This is a genomic window from Mesorhizobium sp. USDA 4132 (assembly GCF_056279545.1).
Genome location: NZ_JBWCCP010000001.1, coordinates 4,543,947 through 4,570,631 on the forward strand (window position 1 = coordinate 4,543,947; position 26,685 = coordinate 4,570,631).

The window sequence follows — 26,685 nt, forward strand, 5'->3', positions numbered from 1 at the left end:
TTGATGACCGATACACCCGTCAGCGATAATGGCGCGAGTGCCGAATACGGTGCCGACTCGATCAAGGTTCTGAAGGGCCTTGATGCAGTGCGCAAGCGCCCCGGCATGTATATCGGCGATACTGACGACGGCTCCGGCCTGCACCACATGGTCTACGAAGTCGTCGACAACGCGATCGACGAAGCGCTTGCCGGTCATGCCGACCTGGTTACCGTGACCCTTAATGCCGACGGTTCGATCACCGTCACGGACAACGGACGCGGCATCCCGACCGACATTCACACCGGCGAAGGCGTCTCCGCTGCCGAAGTGATCATGACCCAACTCCATGCGGGCGGTAAGTTCGACCAGAACTCCTACAAGGTGTCCGGCGGTCTGCACGGCGTCGGTGTCTCGGTCGTCAACGCATTGTCCGTCTGGCTGAAACTGCGCATTCGCCGCAATGGCAAACTCCACGAGATTTCCTTCACACATGGTGTCGCCGACGGACCGCTCAAAGTCATCGGCGAATACGAAGGCCGTTCCGGAACCGAGGTCACCTTCCTCGCCAGCTCCGAAACGTTCACGATGACCGAATACGACTACGGCACGCTCGAGCATCGCCTGCGCGAACTGGCCTTCCTGAATTCTGGCGTTAGAATCCGGCTAACGGACAAGCGCAAGCCGGACATCAAGGAGGAAGAGATGCTGTATGACGGGGGTCTTGAAGCCTTCGTCCGTTATCTCGATCGCTCCAAGAAGCCGCTGGTCGACAAGCCCGTCGCCATCAAGGGCGAAAAGGACGGCATGACGGTCGAAGTGGCCATGTGGTGGAACGACAGCTACCACGAAAACATGCTCTGCTTCACCAACAACATTCCCCAGCGCGACGGGGGCACCCATATGGCCGGCTTCCGGGGCGCGCTGACGCGCCAGGTGACGTCCTATGCGGATAGTTCCGGTATCACCAAAAAGGAAAAGGTAACGCTGCAGGGAGAAGACTGCCGCGAGGGCCTGACCGCCGTGCTTTCCGTCAAGGTGCCCGATCCCAAGTTCTCGTCGCAGACCAAGGACAAGCTCGTGTCGTCGGAAGTTCGGCCGGTGGTCGAAAGCCTGATGAACGAAGCGCTGAGCACCTGGTTTGAAGAACATCCGACCGAAGCGAAGATCCTCGTCGGCAAGGTGGTCGAAGCTGCCGTCGCCCGCGAAGCCGCCCGCAAGGCCCGCGAATTGACCCGCCGCAAGGGCGTGCTCGACATCGCCTCGCTGCCCGGCAAGCTTGCCGACTGCTCCGAGCGCGATCCGGCCAAGTCCGAACTTTTCCTCGTCGAGGGCGATTCCGCCGGCGGTTCCGCCAAGCAGGGTCGTTCGCGAGAGAACCAGGCGATCCTCCCGCTCCGCGGCAAGATCCTCAACGTCGAGCGTGCTCGTTTCGACAAGATGCTCGGAAGCCAGGAAATCGGCACGCTGATCACCGCGCTCGGCACGTCGATCGGCAAGGACGAGTTCAACGCCGACAAGCTGCGTTACCACAAGATCATCATCATGACGGACGCCGACGTTGACGGCGCCCATATCCGCACCCTGCTTCTGACCTTCTTCTTCCGCCAGATGCCGGACCTGATCGAACGCGGCCATATCTATATCGCCCAGCCGCCGCTCTATAAGGTCAGCCGCGGCAAGTCGATCCAGTACCTGAAGAACGAAGGCGCGCTGGAAGAATACCTGATCACCATGGGCCTTGAGGAAGCGACCCTGACGCTCGGTTCCGGTGAAGTGCGGGCCGGCCAGGATATGCGCGAAGTCATCCAGGATGCACTGCGCCTACGCAGCCTGGTCGAGGGCCTGCATTCCCGCTATAGCCGCTCGATCATCGAACAGGCTGCGATCGCCGGTGCGCTCAATCCGGAGCTTACCGACAATCACGAACGGGCCCAGCAGACCGCCGACGAAGTCGCTCGTCGCCTCGATATGATCGCCGAGGAGACCGAACGCGGCTGGTCAGGCCATGTGACCGACGAGGGCGGCCTGCGTTTCGAGCGGATGGTGCGCGGCGTCAAGGAAGTCGCGGCCGTCGACGTGGCGCTGATCGGCTCGGCCGATGCCCGCCATATCGACCAGATGACCCCGCGCCTGCAGGAAATCTACCGCACCCCGCCGGTCCTTACCCGCAAGGACGGCCAGCAGGAAATGTCCGGCCCCCGCGCCCTCCTGGAATCGATCTTCGCAACCGGCCGCAAGGGCCTCTCCATGCAGCGTTACAAGGGCCTCGGCGAGATGAATGCCGAGCAGCTCTGGGAAACGACGCTCGATCCGAACGTCCGCTCGCTGCTGCAGGTCAGGGTGAACGATGCGACCGATGCCGATGGTCTCTTCTCACGCCTGATGGGCGACGAAGTCGAACCGCGCCGCGAGTTCATCCAGGATAACGCCCTGAGCGTTGCCAACCTCGACATCTGAGGTCTAAGCTTCATTAACAATGAAAGCGGCGGTCCGGATCGGGCCGCCGCTTTTTGTTTGTCCAGTTCGAAAGTGTTTCACGTGAATCTTTTCTGTGGATAGGGATTCACGTGAAACAATTTCGAGAGATCGCCGGCGCTCAGGGCTCTCCGGTAAATTTTCCTTCGAAGGCGATTTCCGAAACCGGCTTGCGCTTGCTTGGAAACTCCCGCTCGGCAAGATCGTCGGGAAGCGTGCTCCGGTCCGCAATCCGGCCGATCGCCGCCGCTGCCTCGACCCGATAACCTTCCGGGATGCCCAGCACTTCTACGGCCTTCTCCTTGTCGAGACCCTCCATGCCGTGCGCGTGATAACCGAGCTTCATCGCCTGGCAGATCACCGAGAACCAGGCAGCCCCCGTATCGTAGGAATGGGTGTAGGCGAGCCGGTGCTCGCCATTGCTTGCCACGCGATAGGTCTTCGAGACGACGATCATCAGCGCTGCCGCGTTCCGCGCCCAGCGCTGGTTACCCGGCGAAAGAATATCGACAAGCACCGGAAAAAAAGGCGTCCCACGCAGTGCATAGATGAAACGCCAAGGCTGGTTGTTGCCGGAGGAGGGCGCCCAGTGAGCGGCATCGAGGATCGTCAGCATGGTCGCCTGATCGATCGTCTCCTCGGTAAACGCCCGCGGCGACCAGCGGTCGAGGAAAAATGTATCGATCGGAAACTCCGAGTCGCGGGTGTTGCTGCTGGTCATGGGCATTCTCCGAAATTGCAGGCCGGGAGGAGATTTAGGATTAACAATAAGCCCGGCGACCTGGTTGGCAACAGACTTCTGGTTGGCTGAAAACGGGGGTGACAAGCCGTGGCGCATGTTTCATAAACCTCCTCGATAAATGGAGGACCATGTTTTGAAACTGATGCGCATTGGTGAGCCGGGCCATGAAAAGCCGGCACTTTTTGACAACAAGGGCAAGATTCGCGATCTGTCCGGCCATGTAGCCGACATTGCCGGACCTGCGATTTCCCCGGAAGGCCTTGCCAGGATCGCCGCTCTCGATCCGGAAAGCCTGCCCGAACTGCAACCGACCCGCATCGGCGCCTGCGTCGCCGGCACCGGGAAGTTCATCTGCATCGGCCTCAACTATTCCGACCACGCCGCCGAAACCGGCGCGACCGTGCCGCCGGAGCCGATCATCTTCATGAAGGCGACCTCCGCCATCGTCGGCCCGAACGACGACGTGGTCATCCCGCGTGGTTCTGAGAAGACAGACTGGGAAGTCGAGCTCGGGGTGGTCATCGGCAAGACTGCGAAATATGTCTCGGAAGTTGATGCGATGGATTATGTCGCCGGCTACTGCCTGACCAACGACGTTTCCGAACGCGCCTTCCAGAGCGAGCGCTCGGGCCAGTGGACCAAGGGCAAGTCCTGCGACACCTTCGGCCCGATCGGCCCCTGGCTCGTCACCAAGGACGAAATCGCCGATCCGCAGAACCTCGGCATGTGGCTCACGGTCAATGGCGAGAAGATGCAGAACGGCTCCACGAAGACGATGGTCTACGGCGTCCGTTATCTCGTCTCCTACCTCAGCCAGTTCATGTCGCTGCGTCCGGGCGACATCATCTCCACCGGCACGCCTCCGGGCGTCGGCCTCGGCATGAAGCCGCAGCGCTTCCTGAAACCCGGCGAAGTCGTCGAACTCGGCATCGACGGCCTCGGCACCCAGCGCCAGACCTTCGTCGCTGACGTCTAAATAAAAGGAGGACTCATGCCCGCCGGCGGGCATGAGTCCTTAACCAGGCTTGGAAGGTGGAACTTTAAGGCTTACATGTCATTCTCAAGACAGCAGAATGATCTGCCGCCCCGCCTTCCTCTTGGCCAATTCAGCCGGTATTCCCCATAATGTTGCATCGCAATAGAAAAGTGCTTGCCTATCCTCACACTGCTCCTGAACCGATCGGTTCGATGTCCCTGTCGAATGCGCTGTCGGAAATCACGAAAGGTAGCACGTCGATGTTCTATCAGTTCTACGAGATGAACCACGCCGCAATGGCTCCCGTCCGCGCCGCCGCGGATGCCATGCACTTCTTCTATTCCAATCCGCTCAATCCGTTTTCCCACACCACGATGGGCCGCACGCTGTCCGCCAGCCTTGAAGTCTTCGAGCGCGTCACGCGCCGTTACGGCAAGCCGGCCTTCGATCTCCCCTTCACGACTGTCGATGGTGAGACCGTCGCGGTAACGGAAGAGATCGTCTGGACCAAGCCTTTCTGCAATCTTCTGCATTTCCGCCGCGATCTGCCCACCGGTCGTGCCCCGGATCAGAAGATCCTGATCGTCGCTCCGATGTCCGGCCATTATGCGACCCTGCTGCGCGGCACCGTGGAAGCGCTGCTGCCGAGCGCGGACGTCTACATCACGGACTGGATCGATGCCCGCATGGTGCCGATCACCGACGGCCGCTTCGATCTCGACGACTATATCGACTACATCATCGAGATGCTGCACGCGATCGGCCCCGGCGCCCATGTCATCGGCGTCTGCCAGCCCTCCGTCCCGGTGCTTGCTGCCGTAGCGGTGATGGAATCGCAGCGGGATTCGATGGTTCCGGCCTCGATGATCCTGATGGGCGGTCCGATCGACACCCGTATCAATCCGACCGCCGTCAACAAGCTTGCGGAAGAACATCCGATCGAATGGTTCCGCGACAACGTCATCATGAACGTGCCGTGGCCGCATACGGGTTTCATGCGCCGCGTCTATCCGGGCTTCCTGCAATTGTCCGGCTTCATGTCGATGAACCTTGACCGCCATGTCAGCGCCCACAAGGAATTTTTCCAGCACCTCGTCAAGAACGACGGCGAGTCTGCCGAGAAGCATCGCGAGTTCTACGACGAATATCTGGCGGTCATGGACCTCACCGAGGAGTTCTACCTCCAGACGGTCGACACGGTCTTCATCAAGCATTCATTGCCGAAGGGCGAGATGATGCACCGGAATGTACCGGTCGATACCAAGCTCATCCGTCAGGTGGCGCTTCTGACCGTCGAGGGCGAGAACGACGATATCTCCGGTCTCGGCCAGACCAATGCGGCGCAGACCATCTGCCCCAATATCCCCGATGACATGCGCCTGCATTACATGCAGCCGGATGTCGGCCATTACGGCGTGTTCAACGGCTCGCGTTTCCGCCGCGAGATCGCGCCTCGCATCGTTGCCTTCACCCAGAAACATGCCAGGTCTGTGGTCAAGAAGACTCCGGTCAAGCGGGTCATCAAGGGCGGCAAGGCCGGCTAGTCCGGTCGCGTCTTCGAATTCTGGTTTATATTTCAGCATCTTCTTGAATTTAATGATCCGTCTTCTTGAAGGCGGATCATGGGCTCACCAAATCGAATTCAGTCGGGCTGGCATGTGGCCACCCGCTGAAACATCAGGGTGTGACCAATGAACCAGTCAGCATTGATTCGTCCGGAGTGGACGCCGGCTACCATCGCGCTCATGGTGCTCGGTTTCGTCGTTTTCTGGCCGCTCGGCCTTGCCATGCTCGCCTATATTCTGTTCGGGGAGAGGCTCCGCGGCTTCAAGCGTGATGCCAACCACCGCGCCGACCGGATGTTCGCCGGCTGCCGTCGGGCGAAGTCCCGCTACAACACGCATTTCACCACTGGCAACGTCGCCTTTGACGACTGGCGCAAGACCGAGATCGACCGGATCGAGGAAGAGCGCCGCAAGCTGGATGAGATGCGCGAAGAATTCGACAACTATGTCCGCGAGCTTCGCCGCGCCAAGGACCAGGAAGAATTCGACCGCTTCATGCGCGAGCGGCAGAACCGTTCCTCCGGTCAGAACCCGGTTGTCGATCTCTGATCCTCCCAGGGATTCACGTGAAACGTGATGGGGAGCCGGCGTCGTTTAGACGCCGGCTTTCTTATGGAAAGGAATCGGCTAGAAAGGGTCCATGTTCGCGCTTCTGAAAAAGCCAGTCCGCTCCAAGCCGAAACCGCTCGAAACGGTGAAGCGGACGCTTGATGTCGGTGATCGGGCGATGCCGCTGACGATCAGGGAAAACCGCCGCGCCACCCGCATCACGCTCAGGATCGAACCCGGCGGCCGCGCGCTCAACCTTACGGTGCCAGCGGGTCTGCTGAAGCGCGAGATCGACGATTTCCTCGACCGTCACCAGGGCTGGCTCCTCACCAAGCTCGCCAAATTTTCGGCCGATAACCCGATCCGATCAGGCGGCCGCATCGCCTTTCGCGGCATGCCCCATCGGATCGAACATACCGGCACGCTGCGCGGCCTCACCGAAGCAGTCCTGGTCGATGGCGAACCGGTGCTGCGGGTCAGCGGCCTCGAGGAGCACATGGGCCGGCGGCTCTCCGCCTTCTTCAAGAAGGAAGCGCGCAAGGATCTCGAAGTGCTGGTCGCCCGCCACGCCGCCGGCATCCGCAAACCGGTCAAATCGGTCTCCATGAAGGACACCCGCAGCCGTTGGGGCTCCTGTTCCTGGGATGGAAACCTCAGTTTTTCCTGGCGCATCGTCATGGCCCCGCCTCTCGTCATCGATTATCTCGCCGCCCATGAAGTGGCGCACCTGAAGGAGATGAACCACGGCCCGAAATTCTGGGCGCTGTGCCGAGAGCTCTGCCCGCGCATGGAAGAAGCGCGCAAATGGCTGAAACATCATGGGTCCCAACTACATGCGATTGATTTCGAGTGACGAAGAAGGAAGCGCGAAAGGCGGTCGGCAGCGGCGGACGTGGCACCCCCCTCTGCCCTGCCGGGCATCTCCCCCTCAAGGGGGGAGATTGGCTGGGAGCCTGCTCACAGTCCTCCATTTAGCGTCATATTTTTCGCGGCGGCGTTTTGGAGGCGGGGAGCGTGCCGCTTGTGATCTCCCCCCTTGAGGGGGAGATGCCCGGCAGGGCAGAGGGGGGTGGCTTAGGCAAATCAGTCGCTTGAGAAACAAAATCACAAAAATCGGCCCTCTTTCATCCCCGCCCCTCAAACCCATGCCTACAATCCACCCGTCCCGTTTCGGCTACACCGGCCCGCATAACCGGCGAGACGGGACCGGTGCCTTGATGATCCGCCGTCATGCAGGCGGGTTGCCAGGGGCTGCGCAGAAAATGGTCCTCCTCTCGCCTTCTGGCGGGGCGTGCGTGTGTCGCACACAACCCGGTATGGCATTCCGCAAGGACGTAAGACCATGCCGCCGCAGAGGGACCGGAGTTGCGCGGAAAAATACACCGAACGGGGCACGTCGCGTGTCATTATTAAATTTCAATTCGAGGCACACGACGTGTCCCGGCCGATCCTCGGGGAGAACCCGAAGACGAAAATAACCAGGATCGCCAAGGGGGCACTCCGTCTGCTATGATTTGCCTCGACTCCGGCGGAATTTCATGCCACTCCGCACCTCATGAAACCTGATATCAAGATTTGCGGGTTGAAAACCCCCGAGGCTGTTGATCGCGCCGTGGCGCGGGGCGCCTCGCATATCGGCTTCATCTTTTTCGCCAAGAGCCCGCGTTATGTGGAACCGGACCTGGCCGGAGACCTCGCCGATCAAGTCCGCGGACGGGTGAAGCTCGTCGCGGTGACGGTCGATGCCGACGACGAGGAGCTGGACGACATCGTCTCGATGGTGCGGCCGGACATCCTGCAACTGCATGGCAGTGAGAGCCCGGAACGGGTTCTGCAGGTAAAAGCGCTTTTCGGTCTGCCGGTCATGAAGGCATTTTCCGTGAAGGAAGCTGGCGATCTCGACCGGATCGATCCTTATATCGGCGTTGCCGATCGCTTTCTTTTCGATGCCAAAGCGCCTGCCGGATCCGAATTGCCGGGTGGCAACGGCATTTCCTTCGACTGGAGCCTGATGGCTTCCCTTGACGAGGGCGTGGATTACATGCTTTCGGGAGGATTGAACAAGGATAATGCCGTTATTGCCCTCAAATCGACGCGGGCAAGCGGTATCGACTTATCGTCCGGCGTGGAAAGCGCGCCGGGCATCAAGGACCTTGGAATGATCGATGCCTTTTTCGATGCCGTCGCAGAGGCGGGTCGAAAGGGCGCGTGAGGGAGTAGAGAGTGAACGAGACGCCACAACCCAATTCGTTCCGTGCCGGCCCCGACGAGGATGGCCGTTTCGGTATTTTCGGCGGGCGCTTTGTCGCCGAAACGCTGATGCCGCTGATCCTGGATCTCCAGGGCGAATGGGAAAAGGCGAAGAACGATCCCTCCTTCCAGAAGGAACTGGCTGATCTCGGCGCCCATTACATCGGCCGTCCGAGCCCGCTTTATTTCGCCGAGCGTCTGACCGAACATCTCGGCGGCGCCAAGATCTATTTCAAGCGCGAAGAGCTGAACCATACCGGTTCGCACAAGATCAACAACTGCATTGGCCAAATCCTGCTCGCCAAGCGCATGGGCAAGACCCGAATCATCGCCGAGACCGGCGCCGGCCAGCATGGCGTCGCGTCGGCGACCGTTGCCGCCCGCTTCGGTTTCCCTTGCGTCGTCTACATGGGTGCGACCGACGTTCAGCGCCAGGCGCCGAACGTTTTCCGCATGAAGCTCCTCGGTGCTGAAGTTCGTCCGGTGACTGCCGGTCACGGCACGCTGAAGGACGCCATGAACGAGGCGTTGCGTGACTGGGTCACCAATGTCGACGACACCTATTACCTGATCGGCACCGCCGCCGGCCCGCATCCCTATCCGGAAATGGTCCGCGACTTCCAGTCGGTGATCGGCACCGAAGCCCGCGCCCAGTTGCTGGAAGCCGAAGGCAGGCTGCCGGATGTCGTCATCGCCGCCGTTGGCGGCGGTTCGAACGCGATCGGCATCTTCCATCCGTTCCTGGACGACAAAAGCGTCCGGATCGTCGGCGTCGAAGCTGGCGGCCGTGGCCTCCAGGGCGTCGATCATTGCGCCTCGATCACTGCCGGATCGCCGGGCGTCCTGCATGGAAACCGCACCTATCTGCTGCAGGATGGCGACGGCCAGATCCTCGAAGGCCATTCGATTTCGGCCGGCCTCGATTACCCGGGCATCGGTCCGGAGCATAGCTGGCTGCATTCCATCGGCCGCGCCGAATACGTGCCGATCATGGACGACGAAGCGCTCGACGCCTTCCAGATGCTGACCCGTCTCGAAGGCATCATCCCGGCGCTGGAGCCGAGCCATGCGCTCGCCGAAGTGATCAAGCGCGCCCCGAAGATGGGCAAGGACGAAATCATCCTGATGAATCTGTCGGGCCGTGGAGACAAGGACATCTTCACCGTCGGCAAGATTCTCGGCATGGAGCTTTGATATGACCGCTCGTATGGACAAACGTTTCGCGGCCCTGAAGGCCGAGGGTCGCCCCGCGCTGATCACCTATATCATGGGCGGCGATCCGGATTTCGAGACCTCGCTCGGCATCATGAAGGCATTGCCTGATGCCGGTGCCGATCTCATCGAGCTCGGCATGCCGTTTTCCGACCCGATGGCCGATGGCCCGGCGGTCCAGATGGCCGGTCAGCGCGCCCTGAAGGGCGGCCAGACGCTTGCAAAGACGCTCAAGCTTGCGGCCAGTTTCCGCGAAACCGATACCGAGACGCCGATCGTGATGATGGGTTACTACAACCCGATATACGTCTACGGCGTCGAGAGATTCCTCGATGACGTGATTGCGTCGGGCATCGACGGCCTGATCGTCGTCGATCTGCCGCCGGAAATGGATGACGAGCTTTGCATCCCGGCACTGGCCAAGGGCGTCAACTTCATCCGCCTCGCCACCCCGACCACCGACGACAAGCGCCTTCCGGCCGTTCTCAAGAACACATCGGGTTTCGTCTATTACGTCTCGATGAACGGCATTACCGGATCGGCCCTTCCGGATCCGTCGCTGATCGGCGGAGCCGTCAAGCGCATCAAGGGCCACACGGCTCTGCCGGTCTGCGTCGGTTTCGGCGTCAAGACCGCGGATCACGCCAAGGCAATCGGCGCTGCGGCGGATGGCGTCGTTGTCGGCTCGGCAATCGTCAGCCAGATCGCCGGAAGCCTCACCAAGGATGGCAAGGCTGGTCCGGATACCGTCGCTGCGGTCGCAACCCTGGTTCGCGGTCTTGCAACCGGCGTGCGCGCTGCCCGCCTTGTTGCCGCCGAATAGTTTCCCACATTAGGCTTCAGTTAATCGGGAGTACGCCAAGTGAACTGGATCACCAATTACGTCCGGCCGCGCATCAACTCCATGCTCGGTCGTCCCAACCGGGACGTTCCGGAAAATCTCTGGATCAAGTGCCCGGAAACCGGCGAGATGGTCTTTCATAAGGACCTGGAAGAGAACAAGTGGGTCATCCCCGCTTCCGGCTTCCACATGAAGATGCCGGCCAAGGCCCGCCTCGTCGATCTTTTCGACGGCGGTGTCTTCGAGGCGCTGCCGCAGCCGAAGGTCGCCCAGGATCCGCTGAAATTCCGCGATTCCAAGCGTTATGCCGATCGCCTGAAGGATAGTCGCGTCAAGACCGAGCAGGAAGACACGATTCTCGCCGGCCTCGGCGAGGTCCAGGGCCTGAAGCTGGTCGCCGTCGTGCATGAATTCAACTTTATCGGCGGTTCGCTCGGCATGGCGGCTGGTGAGGCGATCGTCCGGGCTTGCGAACGAGCACTCACCGAAAAATGCCCGCTGGTGATCTTCCCGGCCTCCGGCGGCGCTCGCATGCAGGAAGGCATCCTGTCGCTGATGCAGCTTCCGCGCACCACGGTTGCGGTCGACATGCTGAAGGAAGCAGGCCTGCCTTATATCGTCGTGCTCACCAACCCGACGACCGGCGGCGTCACCGCCTCCTACGCCATGCTGGGTGATGTCCATATTGCCGAGCCCGGCGCCGAAATCGGCTTTGCCGGCAAGCGCGTCATCGAACAGACGCTGCGCGAAAAGCTGCCTGAAGGCTTCCAGACGTCGGAATACCTGCTGGAGCATGGCATGGTCGATATGGTGGTAAAGCGCCACGAGATTCCATCGACACTGGCCAAGATCCTGAAGATGCTGACGAAACAGCCTGTTCAGGAAGTGCTTCCGGCGCCCATCGCGCTCAGCGCTTGACCGAGAGAGAGCATCGAGAGCCGGAGCGGCGGGATGACCACCATGAACGAGCCCGTTGTGAGCGAGGCCGAGCGGGAAATTGAACGACTGATGACCCTTCATCCGAAGGGTTTCGATCTTTCGCTCGACAGGATCACCCGCCTGCTCGAGATACTCGGCAATCCGCACAGGAAGCTGCCGCGCGTCATCCATGTGGCCGGCACCAATGGCAAGGGCTCCGTGACCGCCTTCTGCCGTGCCCTGCTCGAGGCAGGCGGTTACGCCACGCATGTCCACACGTCCCCGCATCTCGTCAACTGGCATGAACGTTATCGAATCGGCGTCAAGGGCGGCCGCAGCCAGATCGTCGGCGACGAGATGCTGGCGGATGCGTTACGACGCATCGCGGCGGCCAATAACGGCCAGATGATTACCGTCTTCGAGATCCTCACAGCGGCGACTTTCCTCCTGTTCTCCGAACAGCCTGGCGATGCGGTGATCCTCGAAGTCGGCCTCGGCGGTCGTTTCGATGCCACCAATGTCATTTCAGATCCTGCGGTTTCGGTCATCATGCCGATCTCGCTCGACCACCAGGCCTATCTCGGCGACCGCGTCGAACTGATTGCCGCCGAGAAGGCGGGAATCATGAAGCGCGGCCGTCCCGTCGTCATCGGCCATCAGGAATTCGAAGCGGCCCGTGATGTACTGGTTTCGACTGCAGAACGGCTCGGCTGTCCGACCGCCGTTTATGGCCAGGAATTTTCGGCCCATGAGGAATTCGGCCGGCTGATCTATCAGGATGAGTTCGGTCTTGCCGACCTGCCTTTGCCACGCCTGCCGGGGCGTCACCAATACGCCAATGCCGCCGCCGCCATCCGCGCCGTCAAGGCGGCCGGTTTTACCGTCACCGAAGCGATGATGGAAAAGGCGATGGCGACCGTCGAATGGCCGGCCCGCCTCCAGAAGCTGACCGAAGGCAAACTGCTGCAATATGCGCCCGAAGGCTCCGAAATCTGGCTGGATGGCGGGCACAATCCCGGTGCCGGCGAGGTGATCGCCGAGGCAATGGCATCCTTCGAGGAACGCCAGGCCCGGCCGCTTTACATCATTGCCGGCATGATCAACACCAAGGACCCGATCGGCTATTTCCGTGCCTTTGCCGATATCGCCGAACACGTCTTCACCGTGCGCATCCGCGGCAGCGAATCGGGTCTCGACCCGGTGGTTCTTGCCCATGCCGCCTTCGATGCGGGCCTTGTGGCCGAGCCCGCCGGCTCCACGGCCGAGGCGTTGCAGGAAATCGCCCGCCGCCAGGTGCCGGGCGCTCCGCCACCGCGCATCCTGATCGGCGGTTCGCTTTATTTCGCCGGCAATGTACTGGCCGACAACGGTACCCCGCCGACCTGACGGGAAGGGCGAGACCGACATAGAAAAAGCCCGGCTGCAGGGATCAGCCGGGCTTTTTTATGCGGGCATGCGACTGGAAGTTAGGCGGCGCTGGAAATCCAGGCCGAAAGGGCGGTCTTCGGAGCGGCGCCAACCTTGATGTCGGCCACTTCGCCACCCTTGAACATGGCAAGCGTCGGGATCGAGCGCACGCCGAACTGGGCAGCCAGTTCAGGATTTTCGTCGATATTCAGCTTTACGACCTTCACCTTGCCGGCGAGCTCGTTCGAAATTTCTTCGAGGCTCGGACCGATCATTTTGCAGGGGCCGCACCATTCAGCCCAGAAATCCACGATCACCGGTTCGGCTGCATCGAGGACTTCGGCTTGAAAGTTGCTGTTATCGACTTTAACGGTAGCCATAGGGCTCTCCTTCACGATTCTCTGTTGGTGTAAATGTGAGCTTCCCGCTCAAAGTTTTCAATGGCCGCTATCTCACTTTGTTTTGAGTTCCGCAAGCGAGCGTGACAGCAGTTCCGCGGGCAGCGTAACCACTTGCGCCGACTCGGTATAGACCAGCACGCATTCGAAACTTTTCGCCGGATAAAGCGGCCGCAGGATTTCGCAATAGATGGCAAGCTGAGCTCGATGCGAAAGCGGCACGTCCTCCAACGTTTTCGGCGGTACGCGATTGGTCTTGTAGTCGAGGATGATCACCCGGTTCTCGGTCACCACCAGCCGGTCGATGCGGCCGGAGATCGCGTAGTCACGGCCTTCCAGCGCCAGCGTGCCCATGATCGAGACTTCCGACTGGCTGCGCTGCGAAAAGACCGGCCCGAGTTCGGCATGCGAAAGCACCGACATGACGCTGGCGACGAGCTTTTCGCGCTCCGCCACCGGCCAGAAACGGGCCGCACGGTCCGCATACCGCCGGGCGGCAGAGGCACGTTCGGCCTCAGGGAAATCCGTCAGCATCTGCAGCATGCGGTGGACCAGCTTGCCCTTCTGCAGCGCCAGCCCGGCACTGTCCTTCTGGTCAGTGGCGAACAGCGGCGATGTGACGATCAGGTCATCCGCGTCGTCATCGATCATCGTGCCGGCGCCGGAAGGGCTGAGCGGCCGCGGCAGGATCTTTTGCGCCGGCAGGGGACGAGAGAGGGCCGTGGGAAGCGGCTTTCTGTCCGTTGCCGCCGCCTCCTTGTGCGTTGCCTTCGGCGTCTGTCCGGGAGCGGCCGGAAGCCGCCATTTGAAACCGCCCCATTGGTCGTCCGAACCCTGAAATTCCACCGCGCTGCAATGGTGTTCGTCAGCGGCAAGCGCCTTGGAGATCATCGACTGCCAGGTATCCGGATTGTCGATCTTGCCGCGATAGCCGCAGACGATCAGCCGGTCGGCGGCTCGCGTCATGCCGACATAAAGCAGCCGGCGATATTCCTCCTCGGTCGAAGTCCTGATCCGATCGTCATCGGCTGATGTCATCGCATTGGTCAGCATCTTGCCCGGAACCCAGGCCGGCACGCTGTCACCACCGATCCGGAGCAGCCGGAATTTCGGCACATGCGAGGAGATGAATGCCTTCGAGCCGCTGTCGACCAAGAACACCACCGGCGCTTCCAGCCCCTTGGAAGCGTGCACGGTCATGATCCGCACCTCGTTGCGGCCGCCGTCCTGCTCGCGCTTCACCTCCGGCGACTCGATCTCCAGGGTCGAAATGAACGCCTGCAGGCCCGGCAGTCCATTGGTTTCGTGGTCGAGCGCAAAGGTCAGGAACTCGTCGAGAATGTCGCCTGCCTCGGTCCCGAGCCGGCCCAGGAATTTCCGCCGCCCGCCCTGCGTGCCGAGAATCCGGGCAAACAGATCGTGCGGGCTGAGCTGCCGCGAGAGGCTGAGAAGGTCCTGAAGCCGGTCGGCCGCATCGCGGAACCGGAGCGGCTGTTCCTCACTCAACCGGTTGAGCTGTGCCCAGGCGCTGATGTTCTCCGCTCGCCGCGCCGCGACTTCGAAGACGTCCTCTTCCGAGAGATTGAAGAGCGGGCTTTTGAGCAGCGCCGCCAGCGAAAGGTCGTCCTGCGGCAAAAGCAGGAAACGACCGAGCGCCAGGAGATCCTGCACGGCGATATGGCTCGTCAGCCGCAACCGATCGGCGCCGGCGACGGGAATATTGTCGCGGCGTTTCAGCGCCCGGGTCAGCGCGTTGACGAAAGCATCTCGCTTGCGGATCAGAACGAGGATATCGCCGGCCTCGATCGGCCGCTCGACGCCCTTTTCGATGATCGTTTCCTTGCCGATCATCTCCTCGATCCGATTGGCGATCCGGCCGGCGAGAATGGCGGAAGGCGCCTTGTCGGGCGTCGAATCGAATGGCGCCGTCCAGTCTTCCTCCTGTTCGGCGACTTCCGGCACTACCACGTCCCAGAGATCGACAGCGCCCGGGTGGCCGATCCGGTTGGAGCGGTGCTGCACCGGTTCGCCCAGCGCGCTGAGGCCCCGAAAATTCTCCTCCAGAGAAAACACCTGGTCGACGGCTGCGAGCACATCGGCCGTGGAGCGGAAGGAGAGGGGCAGCCGCACTGAGTGGAAGGCCTGGTCGCTGGCCCGCACCCGTTTTTCCGTTTCGCTGCGTTCTTCCGCAAACCGCTCCGGCCGGGCGCCTTGGAAGGAATAGATCGACTGTTTTTCGTCGCCGACTGCGAAGATGGTGCGGCGGGTCTCGCGGGCGCTGGCGCCGGAATAGAAATCCTCCGCCAGCGACTTGATCACCGTCCACTGGATCGGGCTGGTGTCCTGCGCTTCGTCGACGAGGATGTGGTCGATGCCCTGGTCGAGCTTGTAATGCACCCAGGCGCCGACGCCATCGCGGGTTAGAAGATCGGCGGTGCGGGCGATCAGGTCCTCGAAGTCGAGCAGACTGCGTTGTTTCTTGAGGTCCTCGTAATCGTCGTTGAGGCGTTGCGCCAGCGTCAGCGCCGCCTTAGTCGCGAGGAACATCCGGACCAGCCGCAGCCGGTCGCGACAAGCGACGACATGGGCACGGGCAGCGGCGATCGCATCGGCAAGTTCCGGCGCCGTCGTCGTCATCGCCTTGGCGATCAGCGAACTGTCGGCCTTCGGCTTACCCTCGCGGGTCAGGAAAATCTGGTCGAGATGCTGGGCCCGCTTCAGGACATCTGGCTCCTTGGCGACCAGCCGAAGGCCGTAAGCGACCTCCGTGACCTTCTGCCCGCCCTTCTGGTCGGCAAGCGCCAGATAAAGATCGAGCGTCAGGCCGGAAAGTCCGGGCAGGGGCCAGTAACCGGCAGCGATACTGTCTTCCGTGTCGGCTGGCCCAAGCCCCAGGGCGCGCTTCAGTTCGACGCCGATGCCGCCATGGCGCTCCGCATGGGCGATGAAACGGCGGATCGCGGTGCGGTTGGCGATGATATCGCCGAGCAGCGTTTCCAGCCCGAATTCGTCGCCGAGATCCAGCACGTGCGCAAAGGCTTCGGCCAGCACCGGGTCTTCTTCCGCAGAGGTCGCCGTCAGCAGCGAGCGCCGCGCATCGGCGAGCAGGGCGGAGGCGGCGCGGTCGTCAAGCACAGAAAAATGCCCGGCGACATTGGCTTCGAGCGGAAACTGGTGCAGCAGCGCTTCGCAGAACGCGTGGATCGTCTGGATCTTCAACCCGCCCGGCGTTTCCAGAGCCTTGGCGAACAGCCGCCGCGCTTCGGCAAGTTTCAGCGAATCCGGCTCAGCACCTTCGATGCCGGCGATCCGCTTGCGCAGCTCGTCGTCGGAAAGCACCGTCCATTCCGAAAGCCGCTGGAAGACGCGGTTCGACATTTCCGATGCCGCGGCCTTGGTATAGGTGAGGCAGAGGATCGACGAGGGGCGGCAGCCGGCGAGCAGCAGCCGGATGACCCGCTGGGTCAGCACATGCGTCTTGCCGGAACCGGCATTGGCCGAAACCCAGGCGGAACTGATCGGATCGGAGGCAAGCGATTGCTGCACCGTCGTCCAATCGATCCACTTGAGCGGATCGTCACCCTCGGGAGCCAGGTCACTCATCGGCTTCCGCCTCCTCGTCGTCGGCCGTCGACCATTCGGCGACGCGCGCGAGATGGTCGTATTCGCCGCCGAAATCATTCTGGGCCATCGGCACGAGCCGCGATGCGAAGCCGGCTTCGCCATTGCGCAGCGTGATCACGAAGCGGGTGAGCTGTTCGATCGATTCGTCGGCCAGATCGATCGCCGATTTCGGTTGCCGCTTGGCCGTCGCGCTCGAACCCTCGTTGTTGACTTTGTCTTCCCGGAACCGGTCGCCGGGACGCAGCCGGACATAGAGCAGCTGGTCGGGCGTCAATGGCCCCGCATCCTTGAAAGCTCCGGCTCTGAGCGCTGCCGCCTCAAGCCCGAGCTGCGGATCGAGCAGCGCCCGAGCCTGGGATACCGACGGGTTGAGACCGGTCTTGTAGTCGATGAGATCGGCGAGACCCGATCCCTTGATATCGATCCGGTCCGCGATACCAGTGACGCGGATACCGGCTGGCTCCAGCTCCCAGCCGGCGCCGACTTCCGTCATCGTCCTGCGGATATCCGGCGCCCGCTCAACTTCCCAATCCAGGAAGGCACGGGCGACTTCGACAAACCGGGGCCGCCAGACGCGGTCGATATGGGTTGGCAGCTGTTCGGCGTCGAACAATTCCTCGGTAATCCGGCGCATCGCTTCCCTTGCGGCAGGCGTACCGGGTTTATGGCCTTCACGGGTGTAGCGGTCGATGATTGCATGATAGAGCGTGCCGCGTTCGGAGGCGCCGGGATCGCGGTTGAACGGAGCGAGCGGATCGAGCTTCAGGATACGGCGGGCATAGATCGAATACGGGTCACGGCGCAGGCGCCCGACCTCGCTGAAGGAATATTTCGTCGGGTGCAGATCCGCCGGCGGCTTCGGGGCCGGGCGTCTGGCGACCGGCTGGTTTTCGCCGGCATCGATCATCGAAGCCCAATCGCGGTACTGATGGCCGCGCGTCCGGAGGTCGTCCGCAAACTGCCGTCCACCCAGCGCAAGCAGCCTCTGCAGCCAGCGCGAGGCGACCGTCGGCGTCGATCCTTGGCGCATCGAGCGCGAAAGGATCAGATGCCGCGTCCCACAGGCCATCTCGAAATCGTGGGCAAGCTGGCCGATCCGGCGTTCCGGCGGTTCCAGGCCCATATCGGTCTTCATGGTGCGGGACAGGAACGGGTTGTTGACCGTCTGCCCCGGCCAGGATCCTTCGTTGAGCCCGCCGAGGATCATCGTATCGACGCTCTGCAGCCGGGCTTCGAGCGTGCCGAAGATGAAGATGCGCGGATGGCTCAGCGAACGGGGCTTTACCGCCTCGCCTGTTGTCAGCGCCATGACGATATCGATCCACTGCGGACCGTCCGCCTCCATCTGCCCGTCGGTATCGATGACTTCGGAGAGCAGCCCGGCCAGCCGTTCGCCAGCCTCGCCAGACCAGAGGGCCGCAAGATCCCGCCGTTCATCGATGCAGATCGCTTCAAGCGCGCGGCCGGTGCGTTCGGCCCATTCGGATAGCGTGAGTTTTGCCGTAAGGCCGCGCCCATCCGGCCGGCGGCGGACGAGGGCGGAGGCGAGCGGCTCGACCGCATTCGCCAGCCGATGCGCAAGATCGCGCGCCCTACCGGCGGCATCGGCCGGCAGCGATAGCCGCCAGCGTGGCGCATGCCTGTCTTCGAGCTGGGCGGCAAGCTGGATTTCCAGCAACGGCTCCAACGCCGAAATGTCCATGTCGCCGAGGCCGCCGCGCAGCGCCAGGATTTCGAGCGCTTCGACGGCCGATCGCAGCTCCGCTGCCGGCAGGCCGAGGCGCATCAGCGGGTGCTTGATCAGCGCGACGATCGCCACGGGGTCGCCCGGCCGAAGCGTCGCTTCGAGCAGAAGCTGGGCCAGCGTGCCCTGCGGCGTGCCGGACAGCGGCGAACCGGCGGAATCGTCGGCGAGCAGGCCGAAACGGGAAAGCTCGGCGGTGACCCGGCGGGCAAGCGCACGATCGGGTGTGATCAGTGCCGCCTGGCTCTCGCCGCCTTGCCTGCCCGGCTGTTCGAGTGCCAGCCGAAGCGCGATGGCGATTGCGACAGCCTCCTCGCGTTCGTTCGAGGCTTCGATCAGCGAGACATCGGCAAAGGCCTGGGCCAGGAGGGAGGGGTCGGCGCTGTCCCGCCAGGTGCTCCAGCGGTCCGTCGCCTTGGCGGGCACCAGCGCCTGGGAGAGCGCTTCGGCGCGGAAGGCGAGATCGTCGGGCACCTCGCCGAGGACTTCCACGTCTTCCCGCATCACGCCGAGTTTTTTAAGCAGCCGTGACAGGCCGAACTGCGAATGGCTGCGGCTGGCGGGTTCGGGTTTGCCGTCAAAGGCCTCTTCGCCGATCATCGCCCATTGATCCGCCGGCATCGAAAGATCGAGCCCCGGCAGCACGACGGTGCCGTTCGGAAGGTTGGAGATCGCGGCGATCAGATCGGCAGCCGCCGGCACGGAGCCGGTCGAACCCGCGACGATCACCGGTCCCTTGTGATCCCTGGACGAAATCCGCCTTGCCTCGCCGCGCAGGATCGCCGCCTGGTGTTTTGCCGGCGAAGAACGGCGTAGTTCTTCGAGGCGGATAGGCCAGAAGGCACTGGCGATCGACAGGAACTCCGCGGTCAGCTGCCACCAGAGCGCATGTTCCCCGGTATCGAGCTTCTTGAGATCAGCCCAGTCGCGTTCTTCGGTTTCGACCGCGTCGATGAGTTCGGCGAGCGCCCGGGCGAGCCATATGGCATCGGCTGGGCTGGCGGGTGCGACGAGCGGTGATTCCGAGTGCACGTCGAGCACGATTTTCGGAAGCTGGTTGCGCCAGGCAAGGATCAGCCGGCCGAGTTCGAGCAGGCGCGCGGTGCCGCCGATCGGCAGCGCCAGGTCCATCTCCTCAGGTGCTACGAGATCGAAATAACCGCTGTCGTCGTCGGTTTCACCAAGCGGCCGGATGACCGGCAGGATCGCCGAGCGGCCACCGAGCAGATCGACGAATTCCGAGCGTAGCACGCGGGCAGACCGTCGCGTCGGCACGTAGATGGTCACATCGGCGAGCGAAAGTGGATCGGCCGCATCATAGCGGAAGGTCTCGTTGAGCCGGCCGTCGCAGAGTGTCTGCGCCACGGTCTTGAGGAACGGCGCTCCGGCGGGGATCGAAAACACCCGCTTCTTGCCGGATAACGTGGTCATGCCTCCACCGGATAACGCGCGATCACCGCTTCGGCTTCCGGCAGCGCTTCCGGCGTGCCGACGGTGATCCAGTGGCCGTCGAGCATGGTACCGTAGAGCCGGCCGCGGGCGATCGCCTTGTCGAAATAGATATTGATGTTGAAGGCGTCGGACGGCGCGTCGTCCAGAAAGGACGGGCTCATCGCGAAGGCGCCAGCATAAACGACCGGGTTGGCCGGATCATCCCGGTAACGCCTCAACCGGCCATCCGCATCCATGCCGAAATCGTTGATACCATTGTGCCCGGTCGTGTTGTCGATATCGACGCAGAGCATCGCCATGTCCATGCGCTCCGGATCGAAGAACTCCGCCAGGTGCCGCAGGTTGGTCGGCTTGCCGGGTGTCTCGCCGATCCAGAAGAGGTCGGCATTCATGACGAAAACCGTGCTGCGATCGAGAAGCTTCAGTCCCTTCACGATGCCGCCGCCATTATTCATCAGCGCGTCGCGCTCGTCGGAGATCAGGATTTCGAGGCCCTGATAAGCTTCGAGATGCGCCGCCATCTGGTCGGCGAAGTGGTGCACATTGACGACGGCGCGCTCGACGCCAGCCTCTCTCAGCGAATCCAGCACATAATCGATCATCGGCTTGCCGGCGACCGGCACCAGCGGCTTCGGCATCGTGTTGGTGATCGGCCGCATACGGGTGCCGAGCCCTGCGGCAAGCACCATCGCCTGTTTGATCGGGGCTCGTTGAATGGTCATCGGCAACCGTAATTATGATTCGGGCAGTTCTATTCCAGCCCGACGGCACCAATCGCGCAAGGGGGCGAGCACATCGTGGCTCAGCGCCGTCGCGAGATGGCGGAGCGTCCGCGGCATGTGCTTCAGATAGCCCGGCTTGCCATCCCGCTGCAAGAGCCGCACCCAAAGGCCGGCGAGTTTGCAGTTGCGCTGCGCAGCCATGATCGCCCAAGCCTTGAGGAAGGTCGGCTCGTCGAAGGCTCCGAGTGCGCGGCGAAGCGTCACGTAATCCAGCATCAGCTGATCGGCGAGTGCCTTCGGGATGTCGACGCGGGCGTCCTGGACGATAGAGGCGAGGTCGTAGGCGGTCGGGCCGATCATCGCATCCTGGAAGTCGATCAGGCCGACGCGTCGCACGCCCGATTCATGCGGCCGCCAGATGATATTGGGCGAATGGAAATCGCGCAGCAGCAGGTTTTTCTCGACGCCGTCAAGCTCGCGGATCAGATTGTCCCAGATCGCCAGATATTCCTGCCGTTCCTCGTCAGTCGCCGGCGTTCCGCGTTTCCACGGCAGGTGCCAGTCAACGAGGAGCCGCGCCTCCATCTTCATCGCCGTCGGGTCGAAATCGGGAATATGGTGGATATGGCCGTCGCCGACCGGCAGGTCCTGTCGCATCTCGTGGCTGTGCAGGAAGGCGAGGCACACGATGCTTTCGCGGTAACGTTCCTCGACAGGATTGCCGTCTTCGTCGACGGCTCCCTCCTCGCCGAGATTTTCGATCAGTAGGATGCCCTGGTCGTAATCGACATGCAGCACTTCCGGCGCCGCAAGTCCCAGTTCGCGCAGGTATTCGTCGATCGCCACGAAGGGGTAGGGGTCTTCCGCCAGATGCGCGACCTTGGGATAGGGCTTTCCGTCGAGAACCGGCGGGCCTTGCGCCGGGCGCGGCCAGTCCATCAGGATCAACGTTTCGCCGTTTGCGATTTTTACGCTCTCATAGGCGCGGGTCGAGGCGTCGCCGGTGAGGAAACGCCGCCGGGCGCCGGGGTAACCGTGGCTGTCGAGAAATTCCCGGATCGCCAGCACGCGGCGAATGCGCTGCATCTGCGCCTCCGGTGCCGTGATCGTCGCGGTCCGGCCGCTGCCGCTCTGTTCGAGCTTGAGCTGAATGCGGGCCTGCGGCAGCAACGCGTCGGCGACTTCCGGCCATTCCACCAGGCAGATGCCGCTGGAAAGTGCCTCGTCGAAACCGAGCTCGTCGAGTTCCGAGGCATCGCCAAGCCGATAGAGATCGAAATGCGCGACTGGGATGCGTAGCTCGTAGCTCTGCACCAGCGTGAAGGTCGGGCTCGGCACTTCAAGCTCGTCTTCATCGCCAAGCGCGCGCAAAAAGGCCCGGGCGAAGGTCGATTTGCCAGCGCCGAGATCGCCGGAAAGGGCGATCCAGTCGCCCTTGTTCAGCGCCAGCGCCAGGTCTTCGCCGAGGCGGATCGTTTCGGCCTCGTCGGCAAGCGTCAGGGTAAGAGCTGCCTCACCACTCATTCGGCGGCGACGGACCGCGCCGTCGTGCCGCTCGGAATGCGGCACGTAACCGTGGTTCCCTGGCCAGGCTTGCTGTCGATCGCGACATCGCCGTGATGCAGCGTCACGAAGCTCTCGACGATCGAAAGGCCGAGGCCCGCGCCCGAGCGCTTGCCGCCCTTGGCATTGGCCGAGAAGCGGTCGAACACGGTTTTTAGGATATCTTCCGGAATGCCCGGGCCCTTGTCGGTCACCGAGAAGAACACGTCGCTATGGGTGCGCCAGCAGTTGAGCGTGATGGCGGAGCCTTCTGGCGCGAAATTGGTGGCATTGGTGAGCAGCTTGATGAGAATCTGCTTCAGCCGCTGCTGGTCGGCAACGATGGTGCCGAGCCCGGCCGGCGCAGTGATCGCCAGCGCCACGCCATTTTCGTGCAGGCGATCTGCGATCTGCATCGCTACGTCGTCCAGCAGGTCGTCTATCGCCATTTCCGAATAGTTGAGCTGCATGATGCCGGCATCGACGGTCGCCAGATCGAGGATGTCGTTGACGATCGTCAGAAGAACCGACGAGGATGTCGAGATATGGTCGATATATTCCGACTGGCGCTCGTTCAGCGTACCGATGCCCGGTGTCTTCAGGAGGTCGGTGAAGCCGATGATATTGGTCAGCGGCGAGCGCAGTTCGTAGGAGACGTGCTGGACGAAATCGTTCTTGAGCTCGTCGGCCTTCTGCAGCGCCTCGTTCTTCTCCTTGAGCGCCCGTTCCGCCCTGGCACTCGCCGTCATGTCGACGAATGTCAGCATTGTCTGGGCGTTCGGCAGCGGCGTCACGGCATAATCGAGGATCAGGCCGGAATAGAGCTCGAACGTGCCCTGCAACGAGGGGCGCTCGTCGTCGAAATTGGTCAGCATCTGGCCGAAGCGGCGCCAGCCGTCCGGCTTGTCATAGGATGGCGAGCAGGCGGTCTCGATCGCCTTGATATGCGTGCCCGGCTTGGATTCTTCGGCGGTGATGCCCCAGAGCGCCCGGAAGGCCGGGTTTGACAGGCGGATGCGTCCGTCCGGCCCGAAGACGGCGACACCTTCGGACAAATGGTCGATCGTTTCGCCCTGGACCTGGACCAGCGTGTTGTAACGGGTCTCGAGATCCACCTGTTCGGTAAGGTTCTCGAACACCCAGGTAGCGCCGCCCTGCGGATGCGCGGTTGCGATGACGCGCAGCGTCTGGCCGTTCGGCAGGTGCCACAGGTCGGTCTGCGTATCCGGCGACTGGTAGACAGAAAGAGCCGTTTCCTTCCAGCTCCGCCAGCTCAGCTGTTCCGGCAGCTTGCCGTCGCTTCTGAGCTTGTCGAGCAGCTCGCTATTGTCCGGCCTCTGGTCGAGGAAGGGAAGCGTGAAACCCCAAAGCTGCACGAAGGCCTGGTTGTAGAACTGAAGCCGGCGGTCGCCGTCGAAGATAGCGACCGGCGTTGCCAGGTGGTCGAGCGTTTCCGCGTGGCTCTTCAGGGTGCGCTTGAGTTCCTCGCGCACCGCTTCCACTTCGGAAACGTCGATCGCAATGCCTGTGGAACCGCCCGGCACGACGACGTCGACGACGTCGAACATGGTGCGATTGCCGTGCACCACGGTGGAAATCCGGTCGTGGAAAGGCGAGGTGGAGGTCGCTGCCGCCCTGATCTTTTCGCGGGCGATCGAACCCAGAAACTCGCGGCCGTCCTCGATCGCCTGGGCCGGGGTCGAAGCCTCCACGGCATCGCCATAGGCATGGTTGACCCAGGTCAGTTTGCCGTGTGAATCGCGACGCCAGACCGGCTGCTCGATGGCGTCGAGCAGTGAATGGAACAGCATGATCGAGTTGGTCAGCCGCTCGCGCTCGATCTTGAGTTCAGCGAGTTCGGCGCGCAGATTGTTGAGTGCGATGAAACGGACGAAGGCCTTGCCGCCCGAAACGCGCCCCTGCACTTCCAGGATTTCGTCCCGGTTGGTTTCTACCACCATGTCGAAGGAGCGGGCTTCTACCCGCAGGAGTTCGATCGATTTCTCGAGTTCGCTGGCGGAACTGCCGCGCATCCAGCGGCCGAAGGCGAGAAACTCGCGGTCCTGCTGCGGCGCTCCGGTTTCCACTGGCAGCTGGCCGAGGAATTCAGGCTTGGAGGAGCCGCTTTCCCACACGACGATCCGGCGGTTCTTGTCGGCAATCAGGGCCTCGAACTTGGAAATCCGCTGCTGTGCGTCGGAAAGGGCGCTGCGCATTTCCTGCGTTTCGGCTTCCATATTGCCGCGCTGGCGCACCAGCCAGATGGCGGAAAACAGGGCAGCTCCGAGGGCGCCCATCACCAGCGACGAAACGATGACCTCCGTCGAGGAAAACAGGCGGACGGCGGCGTCACCCGATTGCTGCGCAAGCGCCGCGGTCGCGAGCCCGGAAAGGGCGGTGCCCGAGAGAAAGGCGCTGCCGAACAGCGCCAGGCGGCGAAGCCTGCCGACGATTGCATTGCCGTCTGGAGATCCGAAACCGGAACGCCCCGCAAAGGGACGCAAGGCTGGAGCTTCCGCTCCGCCGCAAAGGGGATCGGCCCGTTCTGACGAGCTCATTTTTCTTACCGACATATCCGGTCTGTCTCCGTCCAATTGCCGCTCATCGACAAGACATACCACTCCGTGCCTTGCCCGTAGCCGGACGGCTCCCAATCAGATGGTGGGAGCGCGACGATGTCCGAAAACCGCTGGCGGCTTTCGGCATCACGCTCCAGGGAAGGCGCGAATCAAGTTCTAAAACAATACTTGCTTAGGGAATCGCCGGGAAGGGATGCGCCCAAAAAAGAAGCCGCAGCCTTTGTCAAGGCTGCGGCTACCATATCTTGTGGATTAACCGGCTATTGATTAATAGCGGTAGTGTTCAGCCTTGAACGGGCCGGTCTGCGGGACGCCGATATAGGCAGCCTGCTCGTCGGAGAGTTCCGTCAGCTTCACGCCGAGCTTGGCGAGATGCAGGCGGGCGACCTTCTCGTCGAGGTGCTTCGGCAGGATATAGACGTCGTTCTTGTATTCGCCCTGCTTGGTGAAAAGCTCGATCTGGGCCAGCGTCTGGTTGGTGAACGAAGCCGACATCACGAAGGACGGATGGCCGGTAGCGTTGCCGAGGTTGAGCAGGCGGCCTTCCGAGAGAAGGATGATGCGGTTGCCCTTGGGGAACTCGATCATGTCGACCTGCGGCTTGACGTTGGTCCACTTGAGGTTCTTCAGCGCCGCGACCTGGATTTCGTTGTCGAAGTGGCCGATATTGCCGACGATCGCCATGTCCTTCATCGCACGCATGTGGTCGATGCGGATGACGTCCTTGTTGCCGGTCGTGGTGATGAAGATGTCGGCGCTGTCGACGACGTCTTCGAGGATGACGACTTCGAAGCCGTCCATGGCAGCCTGCAGGGCGCAGATCGGGTCGACTTCGGTGACCTTGACGCGGGCGCCGGCGCCGGCAAGCGAAGCGGCAGAACCCTTGCCGACGTCACCGTAACCGCAGACCACGGCGACCTTGCCGGCCATCATCACGTCGGTGCCGCGGCGGATGCCGTCGACCAGCGATTCCTTGCAGCCGTATTTGTTGTCGAACTTCGATTTGGTGACCGAGTCGTTGACGTTGATCGCCGGGAAGGGCAGCAGGCCCTTCTTGGACAGTTCGTAAAGGCGGTGCACGCCCGTCGTGGTTTCCTCGGTAACGCCCTTGATCGCGTCGCGCTGCTTGGTGAACCAGCCAGGCGAAGCCTTGAGGCGCTTCTTGATCTGCGCGATGAGGATTTCTTCTTCTTCCGAAGTCGGGTTCGAAAGAACGTCTTCGCCGGCTTCGGCGCGGGCGCCGGTGAGGATGTACATGGTGGCGTCGCCGCCATCATCGAGGATCATGTTGGAGAGGCCGCCATCGGCCCACTGGAAGATCTTGTCGGTATAATCCCAGTATTCCGTCAGAGATTCGCCCTTGACGGCGAAGACCGGAATGCCGGCGGCAGCGATTGCCGCAGCAGCATGGTCCTGGGTCGAGAAAATGTTGCAGGACGCCCAGCGGATTTCTGCACCGAGGTGCTGAAGGGTCTCGATCAGAACGGCCGTCTGGATGGTCATGTGGAGCGAGCCCGAGATGCGGGCACCCTTCAGCGGCTTCGTTGTGCCGAATTCTTCGCGGCACGACATCAGGCCCGGCATTTCGGTTTCTGCGATGTCGAGCTCCTTGCGGCCGTAGGCGGCAAGATTGATATCCGCGACGACGTAATCCTTCTCAGTGCTCATAAAGCTCTCCATGTTCGGTGGTGCCTTCTCCGGCGGGGT

19 protein-coding genes are annotated in these 26,685 nt (G+C 62.2%); 11 read left to right on the forward strand and 8 right to left on the reverse strand.

Features of this window, described 5'->3' with window-relative positions:
- The first annotated feature begins 3 nt into the window (after window positions 1-3).
- Window positions 4-2,439: a DNA topoisomerase (ATP-hydrolyzing) subunit B gene (gyrB, locus tag ACZ9IU_RS22500; RefSeq protein WP_038547383.1), complete on the forward strand. Its 2,436-nt coding sequence runs from the start codon at window positions 4-6 to the stop codon at window positions 2,437-2,439.
- Window positions 2,440-2,578: 139 nt separating this feature from the next.
- Here gyrB and ACZ9IU_RS22505 read toward each other — a convergent pair whose 3' ends face one another.
- Window positions 2,579-3,178, reverse strand: coding sequence for a nitroreductase family protein (locus ACZ9IU_RS22505; RefSeq protein ID WP_038547385.1), 600 nt, complete (start codon window positions 3,176-3,178; stop codon window positions 2,579-2,581).
- A gap of 154 nt (window positions 3,179-3,332) precedes the next feature.
- On the opposite strand from ACZ9IU_RS22505, the gene ACZ9IU_RS22510 reads away from it, so the two are divergent.
- From ACZ9IU_RS22510 to ACZ9IU_RS22550, 9 genes are all read left to right on the forward strand, one after another.
- On the forward strand, window positions 3,333-4,175 hold the full coding sequence (locus tag ACZ9IU_RS22510) for a fumarylacetoacetate hydrolase family protein (RefSeq protein WP_038547387.1): 843 nt from the start codon (window positions 3,333-3,335) through the stop codon (window positions 4,173-4,175).
- 260 nt (window positions 4,176-4,435) lie between these two features.
- On the forward strand, window positions 4,436-5,719 hold the full coding sequence (locus tag ACZ9IU_RS22515; RefSeq protein WP_038549862.1) for a polyhydroxyalkanoate depolymerase: 1,284 nt from the start codon (window positions 4,436-4,438) through the stop codon (window positions 5,717-5,719).
- A gap of 147 nt (window positions 5,720-5,866) precedes the next feature.
- The gene (locus ACZ9IU_RS22520; protein WP_038547389.1) at window positions 5,867-6,289 is read left to right on the forward strand and encodes a DUF2852 domain-containing protein; all 423 of its coding nucleotides are present in this window, start codon (window positions 5,867-5,869) and stop codon (window positions 6,287-6,289) included.
- Between the two features lie 91 nt (window positions 6,290-6,380).
- Window positions 6,381-7,142 carry a M48 family metallopeptidase gene (locus ACZ9IU_RS22525; RefSeq protein WP_038547391.1) on the forward strand — a complete coding sequence of 254 codons (762 nt, stop codon included), beginning with the start codon at window positions 6,381-6,383 and terminating at the stop codon, window positions 7,140-7,142.
- A gap of 702 nt (window positions 7,143-7,844) precedes the next feature.
- The gene (locus ACZ9IU_RS22530) at window positions 7,845-8,501 is read left to right on the forward strand and encodes a phosphoribosylanthranilate isomerase (RefSeq protein ID WP_038547394.1); all 657 of its coding nucleotides are present in this window, start codon (window positions 7,845-7,847) and stop codon (window positions 8,499-8,501) included.
- Window positions 8,502-8,512: 11 nt separating this feature from the next.
- On the forward strand, window positions 8,513-9,733 hold the full coding sequence (trpB, locus tag ACZ9IU_RS22535) for a tryptophan synthase subunit beta (protein ID WP_038547397.1): 1,221 nt from the start codon (window positions 8,513-8,515) through the stop codon (window positions 9,731-9,733).
- A 1-nt stretch (window position 9,734) separates the two neighbouring features.
- Entirely contained in the window at window positions 9,735-10,574 is an 840-nt protein-coding gene (gene trpA, locus ACZ9IU_RS22540; protein ID WP_038547400.1) for a tryptophan synthase subunit alpha, read from the forward strand.
- 39 nt (window positions 10,575-10,613) lie between these two features.
- Window positions 10,614-11,510, forward strand: a complete 897-nt coding sequence (gene accD, locus ACZ9IU_RS22545) for an acetyl-CoA carboxylase, carboxyltransferase subunit beta (RefSeq protein ID WP_038547403.1) — start codon at window positions 10,614-10,616, stop codon at window positions 11,508-11,510.
- 33 nt (window positions 11,511-11,543) lie between these two features.
- Window positions 11,544-12,896, forward strand: a complete 1,353-nt coding sequence (locus ACZ9IU_RS22550) for a bifunctional folylpolyglutamate synthase/dihydrofolate synthase (protein ID WP_038547406.1) — start codon at window positions 11,544-11,546, stop codon at window positions 12,894-12,896.
- Window positions 12,897-12,976: 80 nt separating this feature from the next.
- Here ACZ9IU_RS22550 and trxA read toward each other — a convergent pair whose 3' ends face one another.
- The 6 genes from trxA to ACZ9IU_RS22580 form a co-directional block, all read right to left on the reverse strand.
- Window positions 12,977-13,297 (reverse strand): thioredoxin, encoded by a 321-nt coding sequence (trxA, locus tag ACZ9IU_RS22555; RefSeq protein ID WP_038547409.1) that lies wholly within the window; start codon window positions 13,295-13,297, stop codon window positions 12,977-12,979.
- A 72-nt stretch (window positions 13,298-13,369) separates the two neighbouring features.
- The gene (gene addA / locus ACZ9IU_RS22560) at window positions 13,370-16,918 is read right to left on the reverse strand and encodes a double-strand break repair helicase AddA (protein WP_038547412.1); all 3,549 of its coding nucleotides are present in this window, start codon (window positions 16,916-16,918) and stop codon (window positions 13,370-13,372) included.
- On the reverse strand, window positions 16,911-20,114 hold the full coding sequence (addB, locus tag ACZ9IU_RS22565; RefSeq protein ID WP_038547415.1) for a double-strand break repair protein AddB: 3,204 nt from the start codon (window positions 20,112-20,114) through the stop codon (window positions 16,911-16,913). Before addB ends, addA begins: the two co-directional genes overlap by 8 nt.
- Window positions 20,111-20,857 (reverse strand): nucleotidyltransferase family protein, encoded by a 747-nt coding sequence (locus ACZ9IU_RS22570; RefSeq protein WP_038547418.1) that lies wholly within the window; start codon window positions 20,855-20,857, stop codon window positions 20,111-20,113. Before ACZ9IU_RS22570 ends, addB begins: the two co-directional genes overlap by 4 nt.
- Window positions 20,858-20,869: 12 nt before the next feature.
- Window positions 20,870-22,381 (reverse strand): tRNA (adenosine(37)-N6)-threonylcarbamoyltransferase complex ATPase subunit type 1 TsaE, encoded by a 1,512-nt coding sequence (gene tsaE, locus ACZ9IU_RS22575; protein WP_038549863.1) that lies wholly within the window; start codon window positions 22,379-22,381, stop codon window positions 20,870-20,872.
- The gene (locus tag ACZ9IU_RS22580) at window positions 22,378-24,972 is read right to left on the reverse strand and encodes a PAS domain-containing sensor histidine kinase (protein WP_437179035.1); all 2,595 of its coding nucleotides are present in this window, start codon (window positions 24,970-24,972) and stop codon (window positions 22,378-22,380) included. Before ACZ9IU_RS22580 ends, tsaE begins: the two co-directional genes overlap by 4 nt.
- A 102-nt stretch (window positions 24,973-25,074) precedes the next feature.
- Between ACZ9IU_RS22580 and ACZ9IU_RS22585 the strand changes: the two genes are divergently transcribed.
- On the forward strand, window positions 25,075-25,245 hold the full coding sequence (locus ACZ9IU_RS22585; RefSeq protein ID WP_157884632.1) for a hypothetical protein: 171 nt from the start codon (window positions 25,075-25,077) through the stop codon (window positions 25,243-25,245).
- Here the strand turns inward: ACZ9IU_RS22585 and ahcY are convergent, their stop codons facing one another.
- A complete protein-coding gene (ahcY, locus tag ACZ9IU_RS22590; protein WP_038547421.1) occupies window positions 25,246-26,646 on the reverse strand; it encodes an adenosylhomocysteinase in 1,401 nt (466 codons plus the stop codon). It abuts the gene before it with no gap.
- Window positions 26,647-26,685: the final 39 nt, after the last annotated feature.

Bases quoted from the DNA above. Each gene is read 5' to 3' on its own strand.
- trpA (WP_038547400.1), top strand. From the start codon at position 9,735: ATGACCGCTCGTATGGACAAACGTTTCGCGGCCCTGAAGGCCGAGGGT.
- ACZ9IU_RS22570 (WP_038547418.1), bottom strand. From the start codon at position 20,857: ATGACCATTCAACGAGCCCCGATCAAACAGGCGATGGTGCTTGCCGCA.
- ACZ9IU_RS22530 (WP_038547394.1), top strand. From the start codon at position 7,845: ATGAAACCTGATATCAAGATTTGCGGGTTGAAAACCCCCGAGGCTGTT.
- ACZ9IU_RS22585 (WP_157884632.1), top strand. From the start codon at position 25,075: ATGTCCGAAAACCGCTGGCGGCTTTCGGCATCACGCTCCAGGGAAGGC.
- trxA (WP_038547409.1), bottom strand. From the start codon at position 13,297: ATGGCTACCGTTAAAGTCGATAACAGCAACTTTCAAGCCGAAGTCCTC.
- ACZ9IU_RS22520 (WP_038547389.1), top strand. From the start codon at position 5,867: ATGAACCAGTCAGCATTGATTCGTCCGGAGTGGACGCCGGCTACCATC.
- gyrB (WP_038547383.1), top strand. From the start codon at position 4: ATGACCGATACACCCGTCAGCGATAATGGCGCGAGTGCCGAATACGGT.
- ACZ9IU_RS22580 (WP_437179035.1), bottom strand. From the start codon at position 24,972: ATGTCGGTAAGAAAAATGAGCTCGTCAGAACGGGCCGATCCCCTTTGC.
- ahcY (WP_038547421.1), bottom strand. From the start codon at position 26,646: ATGAGCACTGAGAAGGATTACGTCGTCGCGGATATCAATCTTGCCGCC.
- ACZ9IU_RS22505 (WP_038547385.1), bottom strand. From the start codon at position 3,178: ATGACCAGCAGCAACACCCGCGACTCGGAGTTTCCGATCGATACATTT.
- ACZ9IU_RS22525 (WP_038547391.1), top strand. From the start codon at position 6,381: ATGTTCGCGCTTCTGAAAAAGCCAGTCCGCTCCAAGCCGAAACCGCTC.
- addA (WP_038547412.1), bottom strand. From the start codon at position 16,918: ATGAGTGACCTGGCTCCCGAGGGTGACGATCCGCTCAAGTGGATCGAT.
- addB (WP_038547415.1), bottom strand. From the start codon at position 20,114: ATGACCACGTTATCCGGCAAGAAGCGGGTGTTTTCGATCCCCGCCGGA.
- ACZ9IU_RS22515 (WP_038549862.1), top strand. From the start codon at position 4,436: ATGTTCTATCAGTTCTACGAGATGAACCACGCCGCAATGGCTCCCGTC.
- ACZ9IU_RS22550 (WP_038547406.1), top strand. From the start codon at position 11,544: ATGACCACCATGAACGAGCCCGTTGTGAGCGAGGCCGAGCGGGAAATT.
- tsaE (WP_038549863.1), bottom strand. From the start codon at position 22,381: ATGAGTGGTGAGGCAGCTCTTACCCTGACGCTTGCCGACGAGGCCGAA.